General features: G+C 55.2%; 27 protein-coding genes and 1 tRNA gene. 10 read left to right on the top strand and 18 right to left on the bottom strand.

What is annotated here, in order from left to right; all coding sequences use genetic code 11:
- The first annotated feature begins 18 nt into the window (after positions 1-18).
- The 4 genes from ACJ8HN_RS16675 to hemW are packed head-to-tail and all read left to right on the top strand — an operon-like array spanning position 19 to position 2607.
- Positions 19-573 (top strand): YggT family protein, encoded by a 555-nt coding sequence (locus ACJ8HN_RS16675; protein WP_004937436.1) that lies wholly within the window; start codon positions 19-21, stop codon positions 571-573.
- Positions 570-860, top strand: coding sequence for a DUF167 family protein YggU (gene yggU / locus ACJ8HN_RS16680; protein ID WP_004948014.1), 291 nt, complete (start codon positions 570-572; stop codon positions 858-860). The genes ACJ8HN_RS16675 and yggU overlap by 4 nt, the downstream gene beginning before the upstream one ends.
- 18 nt (positions 861-878) lie before the next feature.
- Positions 879-1472: an XTP/dITP diphosphatase gene (locus ACJ8HN_RS16685; protein WP_033651321.1), complete on the top strand. Its 594-nt coding sequence runs from the start codon at positions 879-881 to the stop codon at positions 1470-1472.
- The gene (gene hemW / locus ACJ8HN_RS16690) at positions 1465-2607 is read left to right on the top strand and encodes a radical SAM family heme chaperone HemW (RefSeq protein ID WP_048796774.1); all 1143 of its coding nucleotides are present in this window, start codon (positions 1465-1467) and stop codon (positions 2605-2607) included. Before ACJ8HN_RS16685 ends, hemW begins: the two co-directional genes overlap by 8 nt.
- A 38-nt stretch (positions 2608-2645) precedes the next feature.
- On the opposite strand, the gene ACJ8HN_RS16695 is transcribed toward hemW, so the two are convergent.
- The 5 genes from ACJ8HN_RS16695 to trmB form a co-directional block, all read right to left on the bottom strand.
- Positions 2646-3080 carry a DUF29 domain-containing protein gene (locus tag ACJ8HN_RS16695; protein WP_016930094.1) on the bottom strand — a complete coding sequence of 145 codons (435 nt, stop codon included), beginning with the start codon at positions 3078-3080 and terminating at the stop codon, positions 2646-2648.
- Between the two features lie 100 nt (positions 3081-3180).
- Positions 3181-3903: a DUF2884 domain-containing protein gene (locus ACJ8HN_RS16700; RefSeq protein WP_033639389.1), complete on the bottom strand. Its 723-nt coding sequence runs from the start codon at positions 3901-3903 to the stop codon at positions 3181-3183.
- Between the two features lie 30 nt (positions 3904-3933).
- Positions 3934-4857 carry a glutaminase B gene (gene glsB / locus ACJ8HN_RS16705; protein WP_039567907.1) on the bottom strand — a complete coding sequence of 308 codons (924 nt, stop codon included), beginning with the start codon at positions 4855-4857 and terminating at the stop codon, positions 3934-3936.
- A gap of 95 nt (positions 4858-4952) precedes the next feature.
- A complete protein-coding gene (locus tag ACJ8HN_RS16710; RefSeq protein WP_004937412.1) occupies positions 4953-5279 on the bottom strand; it encodes a YggL family protein in 327 nt (108 codons plus the stop codon).
- Positions 5279-5998 carry a tRNA (guanosine(46)-N7)-methyltransferase TrmB gene (gene trmB / locus ACJ8HN_RS16715; protein WP_016930097.1) on the bottom strand — a complete coding sequence of 240 codons (720 nt, stop codon included), beginning with the start codon at positions 5996-5998 and terminating at the stop codon, positions 5279-5281. Before trmB ends, ACJ8HN_RS16710 begins: the two co-directional genes overlap by 1 nt.
- Before the next feature lie 177 nt (positions 5999-6175).
- On the opposite strand from trmB, the gene mutY reads away from it, so the two are divergent.
- The 3 genes from mutY (at position 6176) to mltC (ending at position 8685) form a co-directional block, all read left to right on the top strand.
- Positions 6176-7276, top strand: a complete 1101-nt coding sequence (mutY, locus tag ACJ8HN_RS16720; protein WP_004937408.1) for an A/G-specific adenine glycosylase — start codon at positions 6176-6178, stop codon at positions 7274-7276.
- Positions 7273-7545 (top strand): oxidative damage protection protein, encoded by a 273-nt coding sequence (locus ACJ8HN_RS16725; protein WP_004937404.1) that lies wholly within the window; start codon positions 7273-7275, stop codon positions 7543-7545. The genes mutY and ACJ8HN_RS16725 overlap by 4 nt, the downstream gene beginning before the upstream one ends.
- A gap of 63 nt (positions 7546-7608) precedes the next feature.
- Complete coding sequence (gene mltC / locus ACJ8HN_RS16730; protein ID WP_033649581.1) at positions 7609-8685, top strand: membrane-bound lytic murein transglycosylase MltC; 1077 nt, start codon at positions 7609-7611, stop codon at positions 8683-8685.
- Positions 8686-8735: 50 nt separating this feature from the next.
- Here mltC and speF read toward each other — a convergent pair whose 3' ends face one another.
- The gene (gene speF, locus ACJ8HN_RS16735) at positions 8736-10901 is read right to left on the bottom strand and encodes an ornithine decarboxylase SpeF (protein ID WP_060441068.1); all 2166 of its coding nucleotides are present in this window, start codon (positions 10899-10901) and stop codon (positions 8736-8738) included.
- Between the two features lie 705 nt (positions 10902-11606).
- Here speF and ACJ8HN_RS16740 point away from each other — a divergent pair.
- Positions 11607-11682: transfer RNA gene (locus ACJ8HN_RS16740), tRNA-Phe, on the top strand.
- An 866-nt stretch (positions 11683-12548) separates the two neighbouring features.
- On the opposite strand, the gene ACJ8HN_RS16745 is transcribed toward ACJ8HN_RS16740, so the two are convergent.
- The 10 genes from ACJ8HN_RS16745 to ACJ8HN_RS16790 all read right to left on the bottom strand — a co-directional run bounded on the left by ACJ8HN_RS16745 (position 12549) and on the right by ACJ8HN_RS16790 (position 21134).
- Complete coding sequence (locus ACJ8HN_RS16745) at positions 12549-13091, bottom strand: helix-turn-helix transcriptional regulator (protein ID WP_442523719.1); 543 nt, start codon at positions 13089-13091, stop codon at positions 12549-12551.
- A 95-nt stretch (positions 13092-13186) separates the two neighbouring features.
- On the bottom strand, positions 13187-14173 hold the full coding sequence (locus ACJ8HN_RS16750; RefSeq protein ID WP_442523720.1) for a fimbrial protein: 987 nt from the start codon (positions 14171-14173) through the stop codon (positions 13187-13189).
- A 62-nt stretch (positions 14174-14235) separates the two neighbouring features.
- Positions 14236-14748 (bottom strand): fimbrial protein, encoded by a 513-nt coding sequence (locus ACJ8HN_RS16755; RefSeq protein ID WP_432503437.1) that lies wholly within the window; start codon positions 14746-14748, stop codon positions 14236-14238.
- A 46-nt stretch (positions 14749-14794) separates the two neighbouring features.
- Positions 14795-15271, bottom strand: coding sequence for a fimbrial protein (locus ACJ8HN_RS16760; RefSeq protein WP_432503440.1), 477 nt, complete (start codon positions 15269-15271; stop codon positions 14795-14797).
- Between the two features lie 40 nt (positions 15272-15311).
- Positions 15312-15974: a fimbrial protein gene (locus tag ACJ8HN_RS16765; RefSeq protein WP_442523721.1), complete on the bottom strand. Its 663-nt coding sequence runs from the start codon at positions 15972-15974 to the stop codon at positions 15312-15314.
- 35 nt (positions 15975-16009) lie between these two features.
- The gene (locus ACJ8HN_RS16770; protein ID WP_077791485.1) at positions 16010-16543 is read right to left on the bottom strand and encodes a fimbrial protein; all 534 of its coding nucleotides are present in this window, start codon (positions 16541-16543) and stop codon (positions 16010-16012) included.
- Between the two features lie 56 nt (positions 16544-16599).
- Positions 16600-17355 (bottom strand): fimbria/pilus periplasmic chaperone, encoded by a 756-nt coding sequence (locus ACJ8HN_RS16775; RefSeq protein WP_094860153.1) that lies wholly within the window; start codon positions 17353-17355, stop codon positions 16600-16602.
- 14 nt (positions 17356-17369) lie between these two features.
- Complete coding sequence (locus ACJ8HN_RS16780; protein ID WP_442523722.1) at positions 17370-19910, bottom strand: outer membrane usher protein; 2541 nt, start codon at positions 19908-19910, stop codon at positions 17370-17372.
- Between the two features lie 44 nt (positions 19911-19954).
- Positions 19955-20497, bottom strand: a complete 543-nt coding sequence (locus ACJ8HN_RS16785; protein WP_442523723.1) for a fimbrial protein — start codon at positions 20495-20497, stop codon at positions 19955-19957.
- A 91-nt stretch (positions 20498-20588) separates the two neighbouring features.
- Complete coding sequence (locus ACJ8HN_RS16790) at positions 20589-21134, bottom strand: fimbrial protein (protein ID WP_033655232.1); 546 nt, start codon at positions 21132-21134, stop codon at positions 20589-20591.
- Between the two features lie 508 nt (positions 21135-21642).
- On the opposite strand from ACJ8HN_RS16790, the gene ACJ8HN_RS16795 reads away from it, so the two are divergent.
- Positions 21643-22419 carry a transcriptional regulator gene (locus ACJ8HN_RS16795; protein WP_049213287.1) on the top strand — a complete coding sequence of 259 codons (777 nt, stop codon included), beginning with the start codon at positions 21643-21645 and terminating at the stop codon, positions 22417-22419.
- Positions 22420-22555: 136 nt separating this feature from the next.
- Here ACJ8HN_RS16795 and ACJ8HN_RS16800 read toward each other — a convergent pair whose 3' ends face one another.
- Together ACJ8HN_RS16800 and ACJ8HN_RS16805 are read right to left on the bottom strand one after the other, a co-directional pair.
- Positions 22556-23041: a hypothetical protein gene (locus tag ACJ8HN_RS16800; RefSeq protein ID WP_033636027.1), complete on the bottom strand. Its 486-nt coding sequence runs from the start codon at positions 23039-23041 to the stop codon at positions 22556-22558.
- Positions 23031-23789, bottom strand: a complete 759-nt coding sequence (locus ACJ8HN_RS16805; RefSeq protein ID WP_442523724.1) for a winged helix-turn-helix domain-containing protein — start codon at positions 23787-23789, stop codon at positions 23031-23033. The genes ACJ8HN_RS16800 and ACJ8HN_RS16805 overlap by 11 nt, the downstream gene beginning before the upstream one ends.
- Positions 23790-24674: 885 nt before the next feature.
- On the opposite strand from ACJ8HN_RS16805, the gene ACJ8HN_RS16810 reads away from it, so the two are divergent.
- Complete coding sequence (locus tag ACJ8HN_RS16810; protein ID WP_440483153.1) at positions 24675-25970, top strand: lysine N(6)-hydroxylase/L-ornithine N(5)-oxygenase family protein; 1296 nt, start codon at positions 24675-24677, stop codon at positions 25968-25970.
- Positions 25971-25975 lie beyond the last annotated feature (5 nt).

A 25975-nucleotide genomic window follows, 5' to 3' on the forward strand; every position in this document is an offset into this window, starting at 1 on the left:
AAGGAGAAGGACCACTTCATGCTAACGCTGACTTTCCTGGTCAAGACCGTTATTGATCTGTACGTGATGGTGCTGTTGCTGCGCATTTGGATGCAGTGGGCGCGCACCGATTTTTACAACCCGTTCTCACAGTTTGTGGTGAAGATCACCCAGCCGGTGGTCGGCCCACTGCGCCGCATCATCCCGTCACTGGGGCCCATCGACAGCGCTTCGCTGCTGCTGGCGTTCCTGCTGATGACCATCAAGTACCCGCTGCTGCTGCTGATTCAGGGCGGCGCGATGTCGCTCAGCCCGTATAACCTGCTGTTCGGTCTGATCTCGCTGGTGAAGTCCGCCGGCTACCTGATCTTCTGGGTGATGATCATTCGTGCGCTGATGAGCTGGGTAAGCCAGGGCCGCAGCCCGATCGACTACGTGATGTACCAACTGACCGAACCCTTGATGGCGCCAATCCGTCGCATCATCCCGGCGATGGGCGGCATCGACTTTTCCGCCATGGTAGTGATCCTGATCCTCTATCTGATCAACTACCTGGGCATGGATCTGTTCGGCGAGATCTGGTTCCTGCTGTGAGTGCGGTCACTCCGGTGCTGGACGGGCTGGCGATCAGGCTATATATTCAGCCGAAAGCCAGCCGCGACCAAATTATCGGCTTGCATGGCGACGAACTAAAAGTCGCCATCACCGCTCCGCCGGTCGACGGCCAAGCCAACGCCCATCTGATCAAGTTTATCGCCAAGCAGTTCAAAGTGGCGAAAAGCAACGTCACCATCGAGAAAGGCGAACTGGGGCGGCATAAACAGTTACGCATCGTGAATCCGCAACAGATCCCCGCCGTGGTCGCGGCGCTCATCGAATAATTTTCAAGGTAGTCACTTATGCAAAAAGTCGTTCTTGCCACCGGTAACCCGGGCAAAGTGCGCGAACTTGCCGACCTGTTGGCCGATTTCGGCCTGGACGTGGTCGCGCAAACCGATCTGGGCGTGGAATCCGCCGAAGAAACTGGCCTGACATTTATCGAAAACGCCATCCTGAAAGCGCGCCATGCGGCACAGGTCACCGGCCTGCCGGCGATCGCCGACGACTCCGGTCTGGCGGTAGATGCGCTGGGCGGCGCGCCGGGCATCTACTCCGCGCGCTACGCCGGCGAAGATGCCGACGATCGGCAGAACCTCGACAAGCTGCTGGCGGCGATGAAAGACGTGGCGCCGGGCCGGCGCGGCGCGCAATTCCACTGCGTGCTGGTCTATCTGCGCCATGCGCAAGATCCGACGCCGCTGGTGTTCCACGGCAGCTGGGCCGGCGAAATCACTGAGCAGGCCGCCGGTGAAGGCGGTTTCGGTTACGATCCGGTCTTCTACGTGCCGGAGCTGGGCCGCACCGCCGCCGAGCTGAGCCGCGACGAGAAGCGGGCGATTTCGCACCGCGGCAAGGCGCTGAAGCTGATGTTGGAAGCCATGCGCAATGCTTAAGCTGCCCCCGCTGAGTCTCTACATCCATATCCCGTGGTGCGTGCAGAAATGCCCGTACTGCGACTTCAACTCCCATGCGCTGAAGGGTGACGTGCCGCATCAGGAGTATGTCGATCATCTGTTGGCGGATCTGGATGCCGACCTGCCGCTGGCCGGCGGCCGGGAAATCAGCACTATCTTTATCGGCGGCGGCACCCCCAGCCTGCTGAGCGCCGAGGCGATGCAGGCCTTGCTGGACGGCGTGCGAGCGCGCATTCGCGTCGCCGACGACGCCGAAATCACCATGGAAGCCAATCCCGGCACCGTGGAGGCCGATCGCTTCAGCGGCTACCAGCGCGCCGGCGTCAACCGCATCTCCATCGGGGTGCAAAGCTTCAGCGCCGAGAAGCTGAACCGTCTGGGGCGCATCCACGGCCCGGAAGAAGCCAAACGCGCGGCGACGCTGGCGACCGGCCTCGGCCTGCGCAGCTTCAACCTCGATCTGATGCACGGCCTGCCGGACCAGTCGCTGGAAGAGGCGCTGGACGATCTGCGCCAGGCGATCGCCCTCAATCCACCGCACCTGTCGTGGTATCAGCTGACCATCGAGCCGAACACCCTGTTCAGCTCACGCCCGCCGGTCTTGCCGGACGACGACGCGCTGTGGGACATCTTCGAGCGCGGCCACCAGCTGCTGAGCGCCGCCGGATACCAGCAGTATGAAACCTCGGCCTACGCCAAGCCGGGCTACCAATGCCAGCACAATCTCAACTACTGGCGCTTCGGCGACTACCTGGGGATCGGCTGCGGCGCGCACGGCAAGGTGACCTTCAGCGACGGACGCATCCTGCGCACCGCCAAGACCAAGCACCCGCGCGGCTTTATGCGCGGCGACTACATGGACAAGCAGCATGAGGTGGCGGCGGCGGATCGGCCGTTCGAATTCTTCATGAACCGCTTCCGCCTGCTGGAAGCCGCGCCGCGCGCCGACTTTGTCAACTACACCGGGCTGGCGGAAAGCGTCATTCGCCCGCAGTTGGACGAGGCGCTGGCCAAAGGCTATCTGGAAGAAACCGCGGAGCACTGGCAGATCACCGAGAAGGGCAAACTGTTCCTCAACTCGCTGCTGGAACTGTTCCTGGCGGACGACGAATAAAAAAAAAGCGCTGAATGATCAGCGCTTTTTTATTGGTGTTAATCCGGGTAAAACGTCTGAGACAGAATCTGCTGAGTTTCCCAGATGCCGTTTTCCGGATACACATCCAGCCCGGTTTCGGCCGTGGCGAGCGCAACGGCCTTCGACCAGACGACATCCAGCCAATCGGCATCGCTCAGTTTACCTTTTAGGCTGGGCGACTCTTTCAAGCTGTAAAGCACCTCTTTGCGCTGCGCTTTAATCGTTCTTTCCCAGCTGGTTCCGCGCCTGGCCGGCTGATATTTCCATTTAAGCAAATGTGCAATCAGCACCGTCATCCGGCTAGCAAGTTCCCTTTGCTCGCTCTTCCCCACGTCCTCAATCTCCTCGGCGATCTTTTCAATATCGATCTCAGACAATTTTCCGGAGCGCAAAAGAGCGGCCTGTTCATTTGCCCAGGCAACAACATCGGTTTCGTAACGTGTATGGCTCATAGCGTCCTCCGTAAACATCCATAAATCTGTACGTAGTTTGATCAGTCTGTCAGATAAGCTTCAGAAGGTCAAAAAACGGTCTACCAAGAAGATTCTTATTTCACTTCAACGCTTTAAGCAGATCCTTGCGCTGGGTTTCCAGTGCGGTGACGCGGTTGCACACGTCATGACCGAAGTTCTGGAAGTCCTGCTCCTGATTGTTCCATTCGTTCTGGATCGCCTTCTGCAAGCCGCCCAGATTGCCCATGATCGCCTGCAGCGGGTTGCCGCCGCTATTGGCGGCCTGTTTGACGCCCATCTCGTTCAGGCTGTCCTGCAGCACCCCGCCCATGCTCTGCTGCACGATGTTGCGGCCGTCCTGTTCCACCTGGTCAATCGCTTGGTGGTGGAAGGTCAGGCCGTCGCTGCGATGCTCGATGATGCGGTTCATCTGCTGTTTCAGTTGGCCGTTCAGGGTGGTCAGCCGGTTGCGCACGTTGCTGTTGCTGCCCAGCTCTTTGACGATCACTTTATCCAGCGCTGCGCGGGCTTTCTCCAGGTGTTTCTGCGCGCCGTCGTCGATCCACGGCAGCTGCTTGCGCAAGGCGCTCTGGTAACTGAAGGCTTTCTGCCGCTGGCTGTCGTTCAGGCTCAGCGCCTGGCCGTTGCGGATCACGTCGCCATCCGGCGATATTTGCAGGTCGCCGCTGGCGCCTTTCACCTGCACGCTCTGCGGGCTGATGATCACATCATCCTGGGGTTTAACGCTGCATTGGTACTCGGCGTGGGCCTGCGCGGCAGTCGCCGCCAGCAGCAGTAAGGCTAACCCGGTTTTCTTCAACATAGCTTCTCCTGACTCCCATCCAGATTGGGATTAAAAAATCGAACGACCGATACGTTGAGACAACAGTTCCAGCGCCGCAGTTCCCGCCAGCGAGTTGCCGGAAGCATCCAGCTCCGGCGACCAGACGACGATCGACAACTCATCCGGTACGATGGCCACGATGCCGCCGCCCACGCCGGACTTGCCCGGCATCCCCACCCGATAGGCGAATTCGCCGGCGCCGTCGTACATCCCGCTGGTCATCATCAGAGCATTGATCTGCCGGGCCTGCAGCGGGCTGATCACCGCCTCGCCGCTGAGATCGCGTCCGCGATTGGCCAGATAGACGAAGCTGCGCGCCAGCTCCACGCAACTCATGCGCAGCGCGCAGTAGTGGAAATAGGTTTGCAGGACGGTGATCACGTCGTTCTCGAAGTTGCCGAACGACTTCATCAAATAGGCGATGGCCGCATTGCGATCGGAGTGTTCGAACTCGGAGCGCGCCACCCGCAGGTCATAGGCCAGGTCGTCTTCGCCGGCCAACTGGCGCACCACCTCCAGCATCCGCTGTTTGGGGGCGCTGAGCCGGGTTTGCAGCATGTCGCACACCACCAGCGCGCCGGGGTTGATAAACGGATTGCGCGGTTTGCCCTGTTCCATCTCCAGCTGCAGCAGCGAGTTGAACGGCAGGCCGGAAGGCTCTTTGCCGACGCGCCGCCAGATCTCAGGCTCCTGATAGCGCGTCAACGCCAGCGTCAGGCTCAGCACCTTGGAGATCGACTGAATGGAGAAGCGCTCCGCGGCGTCGCCGGCCTGGAACAGTTCGCCGTCCACCGTGCAGACGGCGATCGCCAGCCGATCGGCGGGCACTTCCGCCAACGCCGGGATGTAGTCGGCCACTTTCCCCTGGCCAATCAGCGGGCGCACCTGTTGCAGGATCTCCTCCAGCAACGCGTTATCCAATGTTGTTACCACCTCGGTCACACTCCGGGCAAAACAAAGGCGCCGTTAAGGCACCTTAGATCAATAAAACGGCGCGGCGCGAAGCCGCGCTCATCGGGCAGCCGCGATCAATCCCACCAGATATCGAACAGATCGCTGACCTTAACGTCGGTCAGTTTGCGCGCTTCCAGCCAGTTTTTCACCAGTTCGCGATGCTCGTCGGTGCAGTGGCCGATCTTCTGCAGGCAGATCAGACCTTCCCATTGCAGGTAGCCGCTGCCGTCAAACGCCAGGCCGTTCGGCTCGATCACTTCATCGATGAAGGTATCCAGCGTGCTGTCGATGTCTTCCACCGACGTGCCTTCGGCGAAGCGCCAGGCTACGGAGAAACCCAGCTCCTGAAATTCTTCAATGTGCAACTTTTTACGTAAACGACGACTGCGGTTCTTAGCCATTATTCTTTCCTCTCAAACATCAAGTCCCAAACGCCATGTCCCAGGCGCTGGCCGCGTAATTCAAATTTCGTCAGTGGGCGCGAATCCGGACGCGGCACGTAATCATTATCGCTGGAAAGATTACGGTAGCCTGCGACCCCGTTCATAACCTCTAACATATGTTCCGCATAAGGTTGCCAATCGGTGGCCATGTGGAAGACCCCGCCGGTCTTCAGCTTGCGCAGCACCAGTTCGACAAACGGCGTTTGCACGATGCGGCGCTTATTGTGGCGCGCCTTGTGCCACGGATCGGGGAAGAACAGCTGCACCATGTCCAGCGAGCCGTCCGGGATCATGTTTTCCAGCACTTCAACCGCATCGTGGCACATCACGCGCAGGTTGCTCAGCTTCGCCTCGTGGGCGTCGGCCAGGCAGGCGCCCACGCCCGGCGAGTGCACTTCGATCCCTAAAAAGTTCTGCTGCGGATTGTTGCCCGCCATGGTCACCAGCGAGGCGCCCATGCCAAAACCGATCTCCAGCACCGTCGGCGCTTCGCGGCCGAAAAGCGCGGCGAGATCGACAGCCTCAGCCTGATACTCCACGCCCATCACCGGCCAATAGTTCTCCAGCGCGTGCTGCTGGCCTTTGGTCAGCCGCCCCTGGCGGCGAACAAAACTGCGGATACGGCGCATCGCGCGGCCGTTCTCATCAAATTCCGGGGAGATGACGTCATTAATCATAGTGCTTTCTGTCTGTTTGGCTGCCAATTAGGGAAACGCGCATTATGCAAAGATACATTGGTTTAGCAAGTGTTCATCTTCTGTACCCGCCGTGCGGCGTCGGAAAGTTCCGGTTTACAGCACCATGACTCTATGCTGCAATCTCGCTTCATTTTCTGCCGGATAACGACGCTGCTCATGATGCAAGCACAACAATTCGCACAGGTGGTGCTTGACTGGTATCAGCGCTACGGCCGCAAAACCCTACCGTGGCAGCTGGAAAAAACCGCCTATCAAGTATGGCTCTCCGAGGTGATGTTGCAACAGACCCAGGTTGCCACCGTCATTCCTTATTTTCAGCGCTTTATGGCCCGTTTTCCCAACGTGCGCGCGCTGGCGGAAGCCCCGCTGGACGAAGTGCTGCATCTGTGGACCGGCCTCGGCTATTACGCCCGCGCCCGCAACCTGCACAAAGCGGCGCAGACCATTGTCGCACAGCACGGCGGCGAGTTCCCGACAACCTTCGCGGAAATCGCCGATTTACCGGGCGTCGGCCGTTCCACCGCCGGCGCGGTGCTGTCGTTGGCGCTGGGCCAACACTATCCGATCCTCGACGGCAACGTGAAGCGCGTGCTGGCCCGCTGCTACGCGGTGGAAGGCTGGCCGGGCAAAAAAGAGGTCGAAAACCGGCTGTGGAAAATCAGCGAAGAGGTCACCCCGGCGCAGGGCGTCGGCCAGTTCAACCAGGCGATGATGGATCTGGGCGCCATGGTCTGCACTCGTTCCAAGCCCAAGTGTGAACTCTGCCCGCTCAACGTCGGCTGTCTGTCTTACGCCAACCACAGCTGGGCCAACTACCCCGGCAAGAAACCCAAACAGACCCTGCCGGAAAAAACCGCCTACTTCTTATTGCTGCAGCACGGCGACCGCGTGTGGCTGGAACAGCGCCCGGCGGTGGGCCTGTGGGGCGGCCTGTTCTGCTTCCCGCAGTTCAGCGCGCGCGTGGATTTGGAACTCTGGCTGCAGCAGCGCGGTCTGAAAGGCAAGCGCCTGGAACAGCTGACCGCATTTCGCCACACGTTCAGCCATTTCCATCTCGATATCGTGCCGATGTGGCTGTCGCTCGACGCGGCGGGCAGCGGCATGGATGAGGGCGCGGGTCTCTGGTATAACTTAGCGCAGCCGCCGTCGGTCGGGCTGGCAGCGCCGGTGGATCGCCTGTTGCAACAGCTGGCGAAGCAGCCCCCGATCCAACAAAACTTATATGGCGATAGCGCCATCGACGAGGAATTAGCATGAGCCGCACCATTTTTTGTACTTTCCTGCAGCGCGACGCCGAAGGCCAGGACTTCCAGCTTTATCCCGGCGACGTCGGCAAGCGCATCTACAACGAGATCTCCAAGGAAGCCTGGGGCGAGTGGATGAAGAAGCAGACCATGCTGATCAACGAGAAGAAGCTGAACATGATGAACGTGGATGACCGCAAACTGCTGGAAGAGGAAATGATCAAGTTCCTGTTCGAAGGGCACGACGTGCACATCGAAGGCTATACGCCGCCAAGCGAATAACGCTGTTGGGGCCAGGCGCTGGCCCGCTTCAATCCTCTTATACTTCTTCCAAACGGCTTTAAGATGAAGAAAATTTTAGCTTTGCTCGTAATAGCGCCTTTGCTGATCTCCTGTTCCGGCAAAAAAAGTGAAGAAATCAACGAAGCCTGGATCAAAGACACCAACGGCTTCGACATTCTGATGGGGCAATTCGCTCACAACATCGAGAACATCTGGGGTCTGAACGAAGTTCTGATCGCCGGGCCGAAAGACTACGTCAAATATACCGACCAATACCAAACCCGCAGCCACATCAACTTCGACACCGGCGCCATCACCATCGAGACCATCGCCACCACCGATCCGGCCGCGCACCTGCGCCAGGCGATCATCAGCACGCTGCTGATGGGTGACGATCCGGGCTCCATCGATCTCTATTCCGACGCCAACGATATCCAGATCAGCAAAGAGCCGTTCCTGTACGGCCAGGTGCTGGATAACAAAGGCGCGCCGATCCGCTGGGAATGGCGCGCGGCGCACTTCGCCGATTACCTGCTGCAGACCAAGCTGCAAAAACGCACCTCCGGCCTGCACGTCATCTACTCGGTCACCATCCAGCTGGTGCCGAACCACCTGGACAAACGTGCGCACAAATATCTGCCGATGGTGCGCAAGGCGTCGGAAAAATACGGCGTGGACGAATCGCTGATCCTGGCAATCATGCAGACCGAATCGAGCTTCAACCCGTATGCGGTGAGCGGTTCGGACGCGCTGGGCCTGATGCAGGTGATGCAGCACACCGCCGGCAAGGATGTGTTCCAGATGCGCGGCAAGTGGGGCACCCCGAGCCGCAGCTACCTGTTCGATCCGGAGAACAACATCGACACCGGCACCGCCTACCTGGCGATCCTGCAGAACAACTACCTGGGCGGCATTCAGAACCCGACCTCGCGCCGCTATGCGGTGATCACCGCCTACAACGGCGGCGCCGGCAGCGTGCTGCGGGTGTTCTCCAGCGACAGAACGCGCGCGGTGGGCATCATCAACGCCATGCAGCCGGGCGACGTGTATCAGACGCTGACCACCAAGCACCCGGCCGCCGAGTCGCGCCGCTATCTGGTGAAAGTGAATACCGCGCAGAAGAGCTACCGCAGGAAGTAACGCGTTCCGCGTGGATAAATGGAAAGGGCCGGTGCGAACCGGCCCTTTTTCTATGGCTTGATCATATAGCCGAAGATGCGCTTCCAGCCGTGATCTTTTTTCTCGATGTAGACCCCCTGCAGCTCCGGCGAGAAGCCCGGCAGGCGGTTGATGCCCTCTTCCAGCGCCAGGAAATAGCGCTGCACCGCGCCGCCCCACACTTCGCCCGGCACCACGCACAGCACGCCCGGCGGGTACGGCAAGGCCCCTTCCGCCGCGATGCGCCCTTCCGCCTGGCCGATCGGCACCAGCTCGACGTTATCGCGGATAAACTCCACGTTGGCGTCCTGCGGGTTCATCACCACCGGCGGGAAATGATCCTGGCGGAACATCTCCTTTTGCAGCTGTTTGACGTCGAAGCTGACGTACAGATCGTGCATCTCCTGACACAGCCGGCGAATGCTGTAACCGCGGTAGCGCTGCTCGTTCTTGCGGTACACCGTCGGCAGCACCACGCTCAGCGGCGCGTCCTCTGCAACATAGCGCTCGAACTGCGCCAGCATCTCCACCAGCTGTTCCATCTTGGCCGGGTTCTCCGCCGGGGTCAGCAGGAACAGGATCGAGTTGAGATCGCACTTCTCCGGCACGATGCCGTTCTCGCGCAGGAAGTTGGCCAGAATGGTGGCCGGCACGCCGAACTCGGTGTATTGGCCGGTCGCGGCGTCAATCCCTGGCGTGGTCAGCAGCAGCTTGCACGGATCGACCAAATACTGATCCTGGGCATAGCCTTCGAAGCCGTGCCACGTCTCCCCCGGCACGAAGGTGAAGAAGCGCGCGTCGTTGGCGATAAGGTCAGTATCGTGATCCTGCCAGTCTTTGCCCGCCACCTGCTGCGGAATAAACGGCTTCAGCTGCGAGCAGCGCTTGAGCAACTGTTTGCGCGTCTCGATGCCCAGCTTGACACAGTCCATCCACATGCGGCGCCCGGCGGGGCCGGCGTGCATCTTGGCGTTGACGTCCAGCGCGGCGAACAGCGGATAGAACGGGCTGGTCGACGCATGCAGCATGAACGCGTTGTTCAGGTGCTTGTGGTTGCAGTGGCGCTTTTGCCCTTTGATATGGTCGTCTTTCTTGTGGATCTGCGAGGTCTGCGAGAACCCCGCCTGCTGTTTATGCACCGACTGGGTGACGAAAATGCCCGGATCGTGTTCGTCCAGCTCCAGCAGCAGCGGCGAACACTCTTTCAGCATCGGAATAAAGCCTTCGTAGCCCACCCAGGCGGAGTCGAACAGGATGTAGTCACACAGATGGCCGATGGTGTCGATCACCTGGCGAGCGTTGTAAATCGTGCCGTCGTAGGTGCCGAGCTGAATGATCGCCAGCCGGAACGGCCTTGCCGCCGCGGCCTTCTCCGGCGCCACTTCGCGGATCTGCTCACGCAGGTAGCGTTCGTCGAAGCAGTGCGCATCGATGCCGCCGATAAAGCCGAACGGGTTGCGGGCGGTTTCCAGATAGACCGGCGTGGCGCCGGCCTGGATCAGCGCGCCGTGGTGGTTGGATTTGTGGTTGTTGCGATCGAACAGCACCAGATCGCCACGGGTCAGCAGCGCGTTGGTCACCACCTTGTTGGCCGCCGAGGTGCCGTTGAGCACGAAATAGGTTTTATCGGCGTTGAACACCCGCGCCGCGTGCTTTTGCGCATCCTTGGCCGATCCTTCGTGGATCAGCAGATCGCCCAGCTTGACGTCGGCGTTGCACATGTCGGAACGGAACAGGGTTTCACCGTAGAAATCGAAGAACTGCCGGCCGGCCGGGTGCTTGCGGAAGAATTCGCCGCCCTGGTGCCCCGGGCAGGCGAAGGTCGAATTTTCCATCTCGACGTAGGTCTTCAGCGTTTTGAAGAACGGTGGCAGCAGCGCCTGCTCGTAGGCGTCGGCGGCGGCCTCCAACTGCGCCATGTAGAACGGCTTGCTGGCGCCTGCCAGCAGCGCGAAGACCCCACTGACGAACGGCAGATAGTCCGGCGAGAGATGCTCGTCCCCTTCCACCGCCACGAAGGTCGGGATGTCGAACCCCGTCGCCTGCAAGCGCGCCAGAATGCCGGCGTTCACGTCGGCGACCGACACCACCACCGCCGCCACGTCGGTGTAGTCCGTCTGCTCTACGCGCACGATCTGACGCAGCGTCTCAATGGTGGCGACCAGGCTGGCGCTGGTCGCGATTTTCAATTCTTTCATCATGCTGACTCTCAAACGGTGAAGGATGAGGGTGTGCCACCGGCACGGTAATGAGATAACGCGGTTATCCCGGTAAAAGCGATACCCGGGCACGGCAGCATAAGCGGCGTGCGTGACCGGCTCATGATCGGCGATCATCAGGCGGCTATCGGGAAAACTGGTCTTGGCAGCGTCCGACAGGCATCAGTAAAATCAGGGCCGCAGCGCTGGCTTTACGCATGCCTAACAGCGGGCATCTGGCGGCCTTACCGCATGGCCGGCAGGCGTATTCGGGCGGATGACGTACGGAGGAAACAACGGCGGAACGGTGGTGGCGTCAGATGTCTGGTGCGCAGCAGCGCTTGAGCAACAAAACCAGTCATGCCAATAACCCTCTGGCTTATAAGAAGCGGGAACACCGTCAGGGAACGGAGAGTGCTAAAATTTGCGCAATGATTGCATGATTCGTTGCGGGGTTCAAGCAAGAATCGCCTTGATTGAACGCTCGTTGATTAAATCATAATGCATTGTTATTTAATTAAAAAATAAGAATCCACGCTCTTACCGGCAGTATAGATACACGTTTTATATGCATATTTATTGAAATGCGATATCCCCCCGCCCTCCGTCCCGCCGGGTTCACTGCCTGAAAATAGAGCAACCAATCGGCTTTGTGACAGAAAGCGATTGACGCCATCCGGCCAATACGGTTTAATGCGCCCCGTTGCCCGGATAGCTCAGTCGGTAGAGCAGGGGATTGAAAATCCCCGTGTCCTTGGTTCGATTCCGAGTCCGGGCACCATATTCAGAAGAACCCGCCTATGGCGGGTTTTTCGCTTTCTGGGGTACGGACTCTCCATCGAACTGCGTTCGATTATTCGGCCTGAAGGCCTCACCCTGCGGGCCAGCGCTAAAGCGCTGTTCAACGCGGCGCCAGCGCCGGTTGTCCGAGTCCGGTCGCCCTATTCAGAAGAACCCGCCTATGGCGGGTTTTTCGCTTTCTGGGGGTCGGACTCTCCATCGAACTGCGTTCGATTATTCGGCCAAAGGCCTCACCCTGCGGGCCAGCGCTAAAGCGCTGTTCAACGCGGCGCAGGCGCCGGTTGTCCGAGTCCGGTCGCCCTATTCAGAAGAACCCGCCCAAAAGGCGGTTTTTTCGCTTTCTGGGGTACGGACTCTCCATCGAACTGCGTTCGATTATTTGTCAGGCACGCCATGCGTTAAGCGATAGTGATCGGGGTCGGTTACAGCCAGGCAATCATCAATGGCAGAAAGGTTGTTGTGCAGCATACCAGCCTGGGCTCGTATCAGGCGGAAAACACTCTGGTTAGCCTATTCTGTTGGTTAATCAGCAAATGGCCGCCGGCGAGGAAATGCCTTTCCAGGTGTGAATGAGCAATACCCCGGCGCTTCTTACCGGTGCCCAAGATGAATAAGCCGGCTTCGCCGTTTATTAAAATTTAACGCGTTGTCTCCTACCATAAAATTTTATAATGGCTAATAATCAGCCGTTTTTTCCTGACTAATTTAATATGCATATAAAAAGACAACAGGCTAAATAAAAAGAGTATTGCTGCAGAAAGCAAAAAAAACACTTAAGTTCCTTTTGTTAGAAAAAGAAAGCTCTAAAACTGCTAAAATAGTAAGCCATCATTTTCAAAAAAAAGATTAGTCATCTTGCGATATTAACCAATACATAAATTCTCGATGGCGATTCAGCATCAGTTTTTTCATCACCGACCGTTTATGGCTATGTACCGTTTTTACACTGACGCCGATCTCCCTGGCCGTCTGCGATTGATCCATCCCTCTTCGAAGGTGGCTGATCACCTGACATTCGCGATACGTAAACGGATGGGACACCAATGGACGTATCACCCCATGACAATTAGCAAAAAGATTCGTCAGCAACGCGCTCAACGCCTCTCTTCCCCATGTGCGCAACAGCACAAGCGATCGGTCTTCATGGATGCCGGACTTTCGCTCCTTGATCGCCACAATATGCGACGCGGCGCCATAACGCCATAATACCCGCCAATACTGGATACGCAGCGCCGATGAGACAAAAACGATATCGGGATGTTCTTCATCATCTGAGGTTAGAAAAAGCACGCGTTTCGCGTACCCCTGCGCGTATTCCTCAATAATTAGCCGCAGGCCAACGGCAAAATAGCCGTTCTCATCATCAATAAGAATTTTTATTGGGCTCATTCTCTCCCCTTTTCAACCTCATGCGCTTTTATATAAAAAGATGAGTATCCAAATCCTCTCTTAATATAAAAAACAGCCCTTACCTAAGAGAGAAATCAAGGCACGCTGAACACTAAAGTTGCTGAGCCGGAAAAATCCCCCGTATTTATCTCATTAAAAGGAACATTCTTTTTTATCGGCACGAAGGTCAACGTGTCACTGCCCATACCGTTCACAATTTTTGAATTAAAAATTTCATTGGGCTTTATGACCTTACCTTTATACAGCATGGCAATACCAATGTTCGTATTTGAAGTTTGAATCGCCTCAGAGGAAAATCCACTTGTATTTCCGACTAAACGAACCGCGATATCCTGACTGGCATTAGAGCCTTCGCAATAATAATCGAGATTCTGATTCTGCTTAATCACTGCACTGTCTACGCTAGTGGTGAAGTTGTCCTGGCTGATCGGGCCAAAATCGACATTCATCTGTTTGGCTTTATTGATGGTGCAGCTAGTCGTAGCAAAGTAGGCGTCATTATCAGCAACCACATCCCATATATAGGGGCCACACATGGGGCAGCCCGGCTGATTGTTGCTTTGTTCCATATAAAACCGCGCTAATACATCACCTTTCTGTATAAAAACATCCTGCGAAGGTTTCTTACCCACCTTAATATATAAGCCAATAGGAACCGGGTAAAACCGAGACCCTCCTCGTCCGCCCCCCATAGCAAGCACCAGTTTATTTAAATCAAGCCGATTTCCTGGTATATCATAAGAACTAAACTCTAATTTCACACCAATAGTAAAAGGGTATAACTCAGGCTTTACAACAAGCACTGTTTTCAGCCTCATTTCATCCCACCAATCCGTACTCCAGCTCTCATTTTTACAGGAAATTTGACTGAGACTGGATAGCTCATTTTTCCCATTAACCAAGTTAGGGCCAATTTTGACTCTGATCGGAACTGGCGTATTGGAACCACCCTCCGGAATCACTCCACCATCACTGGTTTTACAGGTGAAGGCTTGCGCCTCACTTACCAATAAAAAGAGCAGCGCACTCAATAATACATAGGGGGAATAAGTTTTACACATGAAGTCATTTCTCAGTGATTATTCACAATAAGTAAAATAAAACCGATTGCCTTTTACGGTCTCTAAAAATAATCCGCCAACAACGTCGCCGTAACGCTGAATTCGCCCGATGGCAATTCTGCCCCTGCACTTTTAACCGGCACCGCCTGCAACATGGGCGGGCTGTCAATTGCAATATCGATGCGCTTATTTAATTCAAGCGGTTGACCATTCTGCAATATACGGAGCGCCAAATCCGGAATGTTGGTTTGCAGAGCCGCCGTATCAAAGCCGCTGACTGGCCCGAAAAGCGTCAATCCCAACGCCATCCCGCCACCGCCCTGCTCACAGGTAATGCGGTAGTTGATCAATTGCAGGTAATTTTTACCATCCACCTTACTCACCCCTACCCGATCGCCAAAATCAACTTCAACGGTTTGCCCATTGTTGATCGTGCAAGGCGGTGGGGCATTCAGCGTGCCGTAAAAGACCATATCCGCGGTGGCTGCAGCCTGAGCCGCGCCGGTTTGCATCAACGCCAAGAGAGCCAACGCGCTCAGGCGTTTCGCTCTTATCGCTTTCCAATACGGACACATCGCTGGGCTCCTTGAAGAAAATATGTTTTGCGCCTCAATCCGGCCGCTACTGATAATCCACCAACATGGTCGCCGTAGCGTAAAACGAGCCGCCGGACAGCTTCGCATCGTGACGTTTAACCGGCACAGCCTGCAGCAACGGCGTCTCGGGATAAATAAACTTAAACCAGCTATTAGGTGCCACAGGTTTGCCGTTGACGCGTAGCTCGACAGCCAAGTCAGGCATCGTGGTCGTTCGCAACGCATGCTGGTTGAAATCAGAGACATCGCCCTGCAGCTGCATGCGAAGCGCATTCGGGCTGTTACTATGACACTCCAGCGAATAATCCAACGATTTCAGGTAATTACTGCCATCGATACGAGTAGTGACTAGATCGTTGCCAAAATGAGTGACTATTGCCCGTTTACCGTTAATTGAGCAAGGCATCGGCGCAGTCACGGTGCCGCTGAAAGAGATGGCAGTATCCGCCCAAGAGGCGCCGGCGGGTATAACCGACAATGCCAAAAACAGCCATGCCGCCATTCGGAGTTTTCCTCTCACACTTGCCATTTATTTCGCTCCGTCAGTCATAATTCAGCCTGAAATCTATCGTTGCGGCATAAGCACCGGCCCTTAATGGCGCCGGGGTTCGTTCCGGTGCCACCTTATACGTAAGTACATTGTTCCCCTGCTCAAGCAATAGCGGGGCGCCGCGTTCACCCAATCGGGCATCACGCCCCGCGGCATCCGTTACCCGTAGCCCGATGCCTGAAACGCCCACCAATTTGACCAACTGCGGATTATCCGCATCCGCAGGAGCACTGAAACCGATAGTGACCGCCGGTTGATAAGGCGCCCAGCTCAAAGATCCGGTGCGTTCATCTCTGGTGCCGACGCCTACGCTGCGTAGGCAATCGCGTAACCTCAAGGAAAATGCCACCGGTTCACCACGATCACCCGCCCGCCGCAACTGCGCGGTGCCGATATCGCCCAAATGTATGTCTTGCCTGGCACTGTCCATCTCCAGCCGACAGGCGCTTTCCGTCAAAGCCCCTCTCACATGCAGCACGCCGTTGGCGCCGTAGGTATCGAGATCGTTTGCCGCTTGCGCTGCAGGCATGAGCCACAGCGTTGTCATAATAATGAGTGGCACCATCAGCGCCAGCCCGCCCAATACGGCGTAATAGCAGAGTTCGTAAGCAACATATGAATATGAGCGATGCACTCTCGCTTTTTCCCTTGTCATATCATCCCCTCCTGAGTAACTGTCGCGGCCCGCCTTCACTCATATTCCAGACCGAAAGTGGTGACGGCTGAGAATGCGCCAAGACTGATTTTCTTTTGCGCTATCGCCTCCCCCTCCGCCTGGATGTAAACCTGCAGTTGCAAACTGTTGGTGCCGTTAACCAGCGCATAGCCTTGACCTGGCTTGTTCAATACGACGGGTTTCCCCTCCGCCGTCGCTATCCCTAAGGCGATGCCGCTGGCCTGGCTGCCGCCATCCAAAGCCAGCAGGCCGGGCAAGGCGGCGCTTTCAGTACCGCTAAACGTGAGCTTTACCGTTTTTCCCACGCTGACGTCGCAATCCTGTAAGGTCAGGCTAAACGGCTTTGCCGGCGTGCGACTGTGCATGTAGAGGTATTTGTCAATAACCGGATCCAGCTCCAATTGAATATCTTCATCGCCCATTCGCAACGTACATGGCTCCGTAACCAACGCTCCGTGCAATAACATGTTGTCCGTCGTAGCTACTGAACAATACGAACTCATACTCGCGCTCAGGGCGAGCGTCAGGCGCAATAACAGGCTTTTCATCTGCCCCCCTAGGCTTTGAACACTGGTACTGACGTCAACCAATCGCCATCTCGTCATTAAGACGATTTTTTCTCCGGCGCCACCGTACAAGTCCCGCCGCGACAGTTAAACGCCAATTGCGGACGGCCGCCGTAGTCGTTGATGTAGGTCAGCACCGGGCTACCGCCTACGCTGGAGGCGCTCACCGTCAACGGTATCTGCCCCTTCGGCGGTACCATAAACGGTTCAAAATTATGCGGGCTGGCCGCACCTTTGCCCCTGGCCGCATCGACGATAGTGACGTAATACGGCGTCGGGTTATTGACGATGTACTTGTCGCCCTGTTTGGTCAGCGTCAGCTGCTCCTGCCACGGCGCGGCATTGCGTTCCGGCGCGATCGCCGCCGGGCGGTAGAACAGCTTGATGCGCGTCTGCAGCGCAATCTGCAGCGAGTTCGGCTTGTTGCTCTTCGGCGGGATCTCGCGCAGGTTGAAGTAGTACAGCGTCTCCCTGTCCTGCGGCAACATCTTCGCCGCCGGCAACGCCTGGATCTTCACCTGGCTCGGCTTGCCCGGCTCGATGCGCTGCACCGGCGGCAGCACCGTCAGTGGGCTCTGGATCTTGTTGCCCTGCGCGTCTTCCAGCCAGCCCTGCGCCAGGTACGGCAGCTGCTTGTTCTGGTTGCTGACGCTCAGGCTCACCGACTGCACGCTGCCATCAAACACCACCCGGGTGCGATCCAGCGCGATGGCGGCATTCGCCGCAGGGGTCAAAGCCCCCGCCAGCAGCGAAGTGGTAGCCAGCAGGCCGATAACGTGACGTTTGCTCATCATAAAAACTCCTAAATTCAGTGTTCGTTGCCGCCGTCGCCCGCGCTCAGCGCCCGGCACGGCAGCAGTAAATTGGTGGTCAACATCTCCGCCGGCAGCGGCGTTGGCATCTGCACCTCGCACTGCCCCGCCCCGCCCCAGCGCACCGTCATGCGCTCGCCGGCGTTGATGCCGCTCAGGTAAACGCTGCCGCCGTCGTTGACGATGCCGGTCTCCTGCTTGCGGGCGTTCAGCACCGTGGCGCCGAACGGCGGTTCGCTGCCGTCCGCCAGCCTGATCACCGCCATCGCCTTCTCCCCGGCGATCACCGCGAACTTGCGGTAACCAATAGCCCCTTCCGTCAGCGTCGCCTGCACCACCGATTTGGTGGCCTCGGCGTTATCCCCCAGCTTGTCGAGATCGATGCTGGCCTTGTTGCGGTAGTAACTGTTGACGTCCGTCACTACCGCCTTACCCCAGCGATTGGTCGCCGCGGCGCTGCCATAGCCGCGCACCGGCACCCCGCTCACGCCTTCGGTATCCAGCAGCAGCCGGGTGCTGCCCGGTATGTTGCTGCGGTGCAACGCACCGCCTTCGGCGGTCAGCGTCATGCCCCCCTGTGCCGACAAGCCGATCGCGCTGTACCTGTCCTGCTGATAGCTGGCGTTGGCGCTAACGCGCGCCATATCGCTATCGCGGGTGTAATAGCCGCTCAAATTCGCGCCGCTGCGCGAGCCGCCGGCGCTGAGCTGGTAGTTGCTGCGCTCGTCGAGGCGATCGTAATAGCTCACCCGATGGGTGTTGTCGCCGCGGTTAAGCGTGGCGTTATAGCTGACGCTGGCGCCATTGCCCCACGGCACCGACAGCGACAAATAGGCGCCGTCGTCGTTACGCTCGTTGTAGCGGTTGCGGTAAGCCGTTAGCGACAGACTCAGGCTTCTGAACCGGCCAATATCGAAATAACGCGACATCGTCAGGTTGTAACGATCGTTAGCCGGCCGGTCCCAATAGGTTTGGTGGTTATAGTTTAAGTACGCGCTCAGCCCCAGCTCGCGCAGTTGCTGGCTATAGCTGATGGTGTACATCTCCTTGCTGTTGCCGAACCGTCGCCCGAACTGACGAGCGTCCAGAAACTCACTCATGCTCATAAAGCTCTGCTCCGAGAAACGGTAGCCGGCGAAAGTGACCTGGCTGTCCAGCTCGTCGAAACTCTTCGAGTAACTGAGCCGGTATGATCCGCCGCTCAGCGTCTCGCGGTCGTAGGGCAATCTGGCGCGCGACTGGGTGATATCGAATGACATCGCGCCCAATAGCATCAGATCGCGGCCGATGCCCAGCGCCGCCGCGTTGTAATCCCCGCCCAGCAGTGCACCGCCGTACAGCGACCAACCGTTGCTCACCCCCCAGGAAAACTCGCCGGTGCCGAACAGCGGCCCTCGATAACGGTGATTCATATCGGAGGGTTTGCCCAAAGCCAGCTTATAGCGCACTGACCCGGGACGAGTCAGATACGGGATGCTGGCGGTGTTCATCGTGAACTCTTGTACGCTGCCATCCTGTTCTTCCACCCGCACATTCAATTCACCAGACACCGCATCATCAATATCCTGAATGCGGAACGGCCCCGCCGCTACCGTGGTTTCGTACAGTACCCGTCCTTGCTGACTGATGATTACCTTGGCGTTGCTTTTCGCCACGCCCACCACCTCCGGCGCATAGCCGCGCAGGTTGGGCGGCAACATACTGTCGTCGGAACGCAGGCTCACGCCGCCGAAGCGGAAACTGTCGAACAACCCGGAATCGAGATAATCTTCACCGGCGGTCAATTTCGAACGCAGCGCTGACAAAGCCCGATAAGCGTAGTAACGGCTCCATTCCAACCGTTTTTCCGCGCCCTGCCCGGCCCCGCTTTGCTGGCTAATGCTCGCTTGCCAGTCGGCCCGTAGCCGCCAGGCCCCCATGTTGGCGCCCGCCGTGCCGTTGCCGCTGGCATTGTATGACCGCGTACCGCCCTTTAACTGACGTTGCGCCTGCGCATTAAGGTTGTAATCGAGCAGCACTCCCGGTATGCCTTCGTCCCAGCGAGATGGCGGCTCCCAATCCTCCGAGATATAGTCCAGATAAGCCTGTGGGATGCTGAGATACAGCGACGACGACGCCAGATCGCCTCGCACCTCCATGCCCTTCAGGCTGGTTTCATTCAGACACTCTCCCTGGTGCCACCAGGTCAGTTCCTTCTGCATCGCCTCTTTCAGCCCCAACTGTGCCACCAGCGCCCGGTTTACACAGGCGCGGCTACCGTTGGGATCGTCCTCAGGGACATAAAAAGGCACCTGTTGCTCAGGAAGATCGCTTTTATTGACATGCACCGTCATGCCGTAAGTCCCCGGCATAATGTAACCGCCGCGCGTAAACTGGCTCAGATCGATGTTTTTGCGATCGTTTATATCCAATACGTCGGTATTGAATTGGATTTCCTCCACGGCTCCAGCATTGGTCACCAGGCTGCCCAATGCCAGCGCTATCCAGACGCTCAGAATGGGTAAACGAAACGGCTTTCCTGCAGACAAAAACATCATATTCAAACCCTTTACTATAAACGTCCCTGAAATAGCCGGCCGACTCAGTAATAATCCATTTTGAATCTCACCGAAGTAAAATACTCACCCGATCTAAATGGCTGCCTGTTAGTCATTAACTTCATGACATAATCCAATCGACCATTTTTAAATGAATTATTACTTAGCGGCAGAGGTATTCCCGGCCTGACGATATTGCCATCCGCATCACTGATAGCCAGTGCCACACCCGACGCCTTCCCCCCCATACCAAACATCTGCCCGTCAACATTGCCGTCAAAAGTTATCTGAAACTGTCTCCATTCAGATATTGAGTTACTCCCCTGCGCTGGAATACAATTCACCAGATGAATACTGAAGGGGGTTTCTTTTCCTTGGCCGCCCGGATAAATATCCGAAAATGACGTAACATCCAGATCAAAAACTTGTTCACGGCTCTCTGTAGCAATGGCGCAAGCAGCATCATTAATGGCGCCCTGCATGTTTATCCGCCCCTGAAAAAGAGGGGAAGATATAGCTGTTCCCTCAACGCTTAGCACTCCCAAAAACAGGAGAAGTCTTTTCACACCTTTTAAACTAAGTTTCATTACCATTCCCTTTTGAAATAACGTTTATTTATAAATGGCATGCGAGTTCCCCCGCATGCCGATAATCACGCGTATTTCACCGGGTAATAGATTACTGATATGCCAGAGTGAAATCGGCTACGGCTTGGAATTCCCCAGGAACGATGACCGAATCAGAAGCCGAGCTGCCCTGCAGATAAGCAGCAAAGCTCAGTTTGTTACGGCCATTTTGCAGTTCAATCGCATTGGAAGCTTTGCCCAATTCGATCAGGTTCTTGTTAGCATCGGTAATAGCAATACCCGCGCCTTTCGCCTCACCAGTAATAGCCAGCAGTTTTTTGTCGGTTTCCGAAGCGGTACCGTTGAACGTCAGCGTAACGGTGTTATTTTTCCCTGGCGCTTCCGTTTTCAGATCGCAGCCTTCCAGCTGAATATGAAAATCGCGCGGGGTCGATGCCTTGCTACCGTTTTTCAGCGCCACGTTGGAGATGGCACCCAGCTCAACGGTCTGATCCAGAGACTCAGGCGCGATGGAGCATGGCGCATCGATAATGGAACCGCTGAAGGTCACAGTGCCACTGCCCTGATTAGCAGCATGAGCCAGAGAAGAAACACCAAACGCCATGACGGCAGCCAGCATGATTTTATTCAGTTTCATATAACCAATTATCCTTAATCGTATTAATACATAAGGTATTTTCTTAACAATGAGTAATGTGTATCAACGGCCTGGCCTGATGCTTTAAAAAACCAAGCCGCCTTTTCACGCGGCTATTACTGATGTAGTGGATAACCATGGTTAATAGGTCAGCCACATACTATTCAAGGAATAAACCAATTACTCATCCTGTTTTCCCAACCGATGAAATCCTCCATCGCCGGGGTGAAGCAACTTTAGCGCCCCTGCTGCAATCTTGAAATATTATTTCATCAAACACGACAAATACGAGATTAAAACCTAATAAACACCATTAAATTACACATAGAATCTAAAAATGACATCTTTTAGTTCAATAATTAGATCTCCATAAAAAATTCATTATGGATAAATTATCACTTAGTGACAGATATCAATATTATTGGAAAACACAGAGAATCAGGGTTATTGAAAAATATAACCTCTCAGCGCAAAATCCCTTCCCGAAACAAAAAATGAGAGGATTCCTATGATTTTCATTATAAACGGAAGGGTTAAGTTCAATGAATACGAAGGAACCCTGGAGAGCGTCAATGCCCCGCAAAATATGCAGCCGCTAGCGGCCGCGGCTTGCCGTTTGCTTTCTATTTTCGTCAGGAACAATGAAATGTTGATTAAGCGTCAACAATTACTTGAAGAGGTCTGGGAAGAACGAGGACTAAAAGGAACAAACAGCAACTTGAATAACTATATCTCACTATTGCGCCGCCATCTGGCGCAACTTGGCGAGACGGAGTTGATAATCACCTACCCTAGGCAAGGCTTTAAGTTCGTTGCAAAAAAAATTAGCCGACACGCCACTGCCGAACCGGAAAAAGAACAAAACATAATGGAGGTAACCGCTGTTCCCACGCAACCGCCGGGGCAAGCCGCCCCCAGAGGGCGTGGTAGCGGAAAATTATTATCGGCCTGGCGGCAGTTTCAGAGTTGGAATAAATGGGTTAATCTCATCCTATTCATCAGCATCGCTGCATTGATCATGGCCAGCCATCAGTACTCAGTGCGTAACAACCTATTCAGCGGCACTCAGTTCGCGGGTTGCCAAATCTACAACATGGGTTGGGATTACCCAGAGAAGGAAACGGTAACCGACATGGTAAAGGCCTATGTCAATTGCCAGAAAAAGACTAAAGTTTATTACTATAACAAAATCACGCAGGATAACAGGCAGTTTGAAGAGAAAATGCTCGTATCCTGCCGAGAAAATGCAGGCCGCCAACCTTGCGAAGTGGTTTATATTCCATAATTGAGTAACGTTTTTCACTACCAGTGATACAAAAACAGCAAGATGTCCGTTCACGGACACGTTCAACCTGCCGTTATTTGCTATACACGCCATCACCAACCACATCCCATAATCGTCTCATTATGGGATGTTTCCATCATTTTCTGGTTACGGAACACAGCAACTCAGGCTGCCTGCCGTAGTACATAATAAAATTGTCATCATTCAATTTGGCAATTTTTAAAACATAGTAATGTTTTTCCTCACCCAACAGAAAGGTCTGCGCATCCGAGTAGGTGAAGTTATCCATGGATTGAAGGATTTTCTTTTCAATGGCGACATAGTAGTACCCACGATGATAGTGATACTTCGTTTCGAGCACGCGGGCTATCACCTGCTTCTTTCCATCCCGATAGGCTAAACCGTTAAGCGTAATGGTCGCGCGGCGCCATCCCGAACGCACGATGTTCACGTACAAACCGCTGGTTACCGTCCCATTCGGCGTCATGCGCGTCGTCGATAAAGACGCATTGCACTCAGGGAAATCTCGCGAGGCGGTCAATAAATAAATCAATATAACAATAACAAGGGCAATAGCAGCAGATAATGCCAGGTAGAAAGCACGGCGCGAGCTAACCTTCATTGATCACCTCAAACTCATCTTCACAGTGCGCATCCATATTCTTAACGCGGTGTTTCGGGCAATACGAGATGAAATCAATCAGCTTTTTGTAGTTCGTATAATGGTATGTCAATCGAGAGTAATAAACCGTTGCCGGTACATCACAATCAAAACCACGGCTTTTGAGCCTTTCCAGGGCGTCGGCAATATACCGCTCGTCGATCCGCTCGCTGGCGTTCAGCGTCTCCACGCGGCAAGATTTGTAGCTGGCGATCTGGGTCTGATAAGCGGTGTCGTAACGTTCGGTAAAAAAGTAAACGCCCGCCAATACCAACGCAATCCCGATAAACAGCAGCGTTACCTTAGGTAAAATGGCATCGCAACGGCGCCGGACGGGTAAAGGCGCGGCAGGAACGCTTTCGTCCTGCGTCATATTGTCCGCCACGGAATGAATGCTGGCGGCGGTAAACATAAATCCCTGCCTCGGCACGGTAACCAGAATTTCGCTCTCTCCCAAGCCGGCAAATGTACGGCGCAGGCTGGCGATATAGTTGTTCAGGTTACTGTTCGAGGCCGTTTTGCCATGATCGTCCCAGACGGTGGAAAAAATAAAGTCCCGGCTAATCAAGATGCCGTTATTTTTTACCAACAGCGCGAGCAGACGATTGGCTATCGTGGTGAGCGTCATCGGTTCGAGGTTCTCCTCCGCCAACGCCAGCGTCGAGTTATCCTCATCGAAGATAATTCGGTTATTGATTAAGAACCTCATAATCGCTCTCTTAGACCTACTCCTGGCGCGGATTATAGCTGAAACATAAGAATCTTCCTATCATACGAACAATTAACCGCCGCGCGGTTAGACAAGTCTTTCTCACAACGTAACCACGTCGAGCGTGACAGCCAGCCTCTCTGACCTTCTGCCGGCATTGAGCCGGTGTCCACTAAACGAACAGCGCATTTTGCATGCAGCATGAGCAATCTTTGCTCAGCCGATGAGTGCCCGCAGGGAGGGAATACTTAGGATTCAGGAGGGATACAGCGAAGGAAGAGGCTCACTGCAGCAGGAAAAACCCCAGCTCACTGGCTCGCCACGCCATTACGAATAACAACTCAACACGTTGAATTATATGGCAAAAAATAAATTATGATAAGCTGATTTCATAATTTCACTTTTAATTTCATATTTTCAAAACGCCCTCTGCTTCTAATATCATGTTATTTCACCTTCCCAGGACGCATTTTAGGGCTATTCTAGGCAACGAATACTTGATCCCAGAGACATAAGACGAACGCAGACCAGCGTCGACACGAGAACAACTGATGAAAACCCAACGGCTTTTCTTTTCCCTGGGCTGGCGTTTTTATGGAATGATAAATAAGACTTTATCGGATTTATACCTAAACGAATTAATTATAAACACACGAAAGCTTTCATTGGGACTTTCATGGAAAGAAATACGCCCGTAGCCTTTACCTGATGTGCTACCGAATTCTAAACGGGCATTTAAATAATGCGGTATTTTTGTCCCGCACACCTTTTAATTACATTTAATTCGTGAAGCTTACTTATAAGAAAGAGGCAGCCTGGTTGCTATAAGCCGCCCTTCTGCAGCCGTATTTCTGGGTATTATTCTCATTATACTGGAGCTTATTAATGAATCAGCGTTTGGATATCATCGGTATTGGTCTTGGCCCGTCGAATCTTAGCCTGGCGGCCTTGGGGAGTGAAATAGAGGGATTTACGGGGCAATTCCTGGAACGCAAACCCCATTTCTCCTGGCACCCAGGGATGATCCTGGCGGATTGCAGCATGCAGACCAACTTTTTAAAAGACCTGGTGAGCGCGGTTGCCCCAACCAACCGGTACAGCTTTCTCAACTATCTGGTAAAAAACAGGAAGTTCTACCGTTTCCTGACCACGGAACAGCGCACCGCATCGCGTGAAGAGTTTGCCGATTACCTCTCCTGGGCCGCCGGCGGCATGCGCTCATTAGCATTTAATCAAGACGTTCAACGGGTCGAGTTTGACGATCGGCAGCGTCAGTTCGTGGTGACCACCTCGAATAAGGTCTTCCACGCCAGGCACGTCAGCATTGGGATTGGCAAGAAAATAAAGTTGCCTGATTGCGTGACGGTGCAAAGCGATCGCTGTTTCCATGCCAGCGAAATGATGCTGCGCAACCCCGATCTGACAGGCAAACGCGTGGCGATCGTCGGCGGCGGCCAGAGCGGGGCCGATCTGTTCCTGAATATTTTTAAAGGGGAATGGGGGCAACCGGAACAGCTCGACTGGATATCGCGCCGCAACAATTACAACGCGCTCGATGAAGCGGCCTTTGCCAACGAATATTTCACGCCCGATTACGTCGAGAGCTTTTACTCACTGGATAGCGCGGCCAAGCGGCATATGCTGGCCGAACAGAAGATGACCTCAGACGGCATCACCAGTGAGTCGCTGCTGGCGATTTATCGCGCCATGTACCACCGCTTCGACGTCCTGCGCGAGAAATTATGGGTGCGCCTGCTGCCCAGCCGTTCGCTGACGGCCGTGAAACACACGCTGGATAACGCCTACCAACTCGAAACGCGCCATCATCTCGATCACGGCGAAGAAGCCTTCAAGACGGACGTGGTGATCTTTGCCACCGGTTACCAATCGGCAACGCCAGAGTTCCTTGAGCCTTTGGCCCACCGTTTGCTGACCACTGCGGATGGCGAATACCGCATCGCCCCCGACTTTACCTTTGAGTGGGAAGGCCCTGCGGAGAACTGCTTATTCGCCATGAACGCCAGTATGCATCATCACGGCATTGCCGATCCGCAGTTGAGCCTGATGGCGTGGCGATCGGCCCGTATTCTTAATCGCGCTTTAGAACAACAGCCGTTTGATCTGAGTACAACGCCGAGTGCAATTCAATGGCGAAGTGAAGGTGTCTCTCCCACGTTTTAACCGCG

This window comes from Serratia sp. CY29653, from assembly GCF_052169255.1.
Classification (GTDB): domain Bacteria; phylum Pseudomonadota; class Gammaproteobacteria; order Enterobacterales; family Enterobacteriaceae; genus Serratia; species Serratia sarumanii.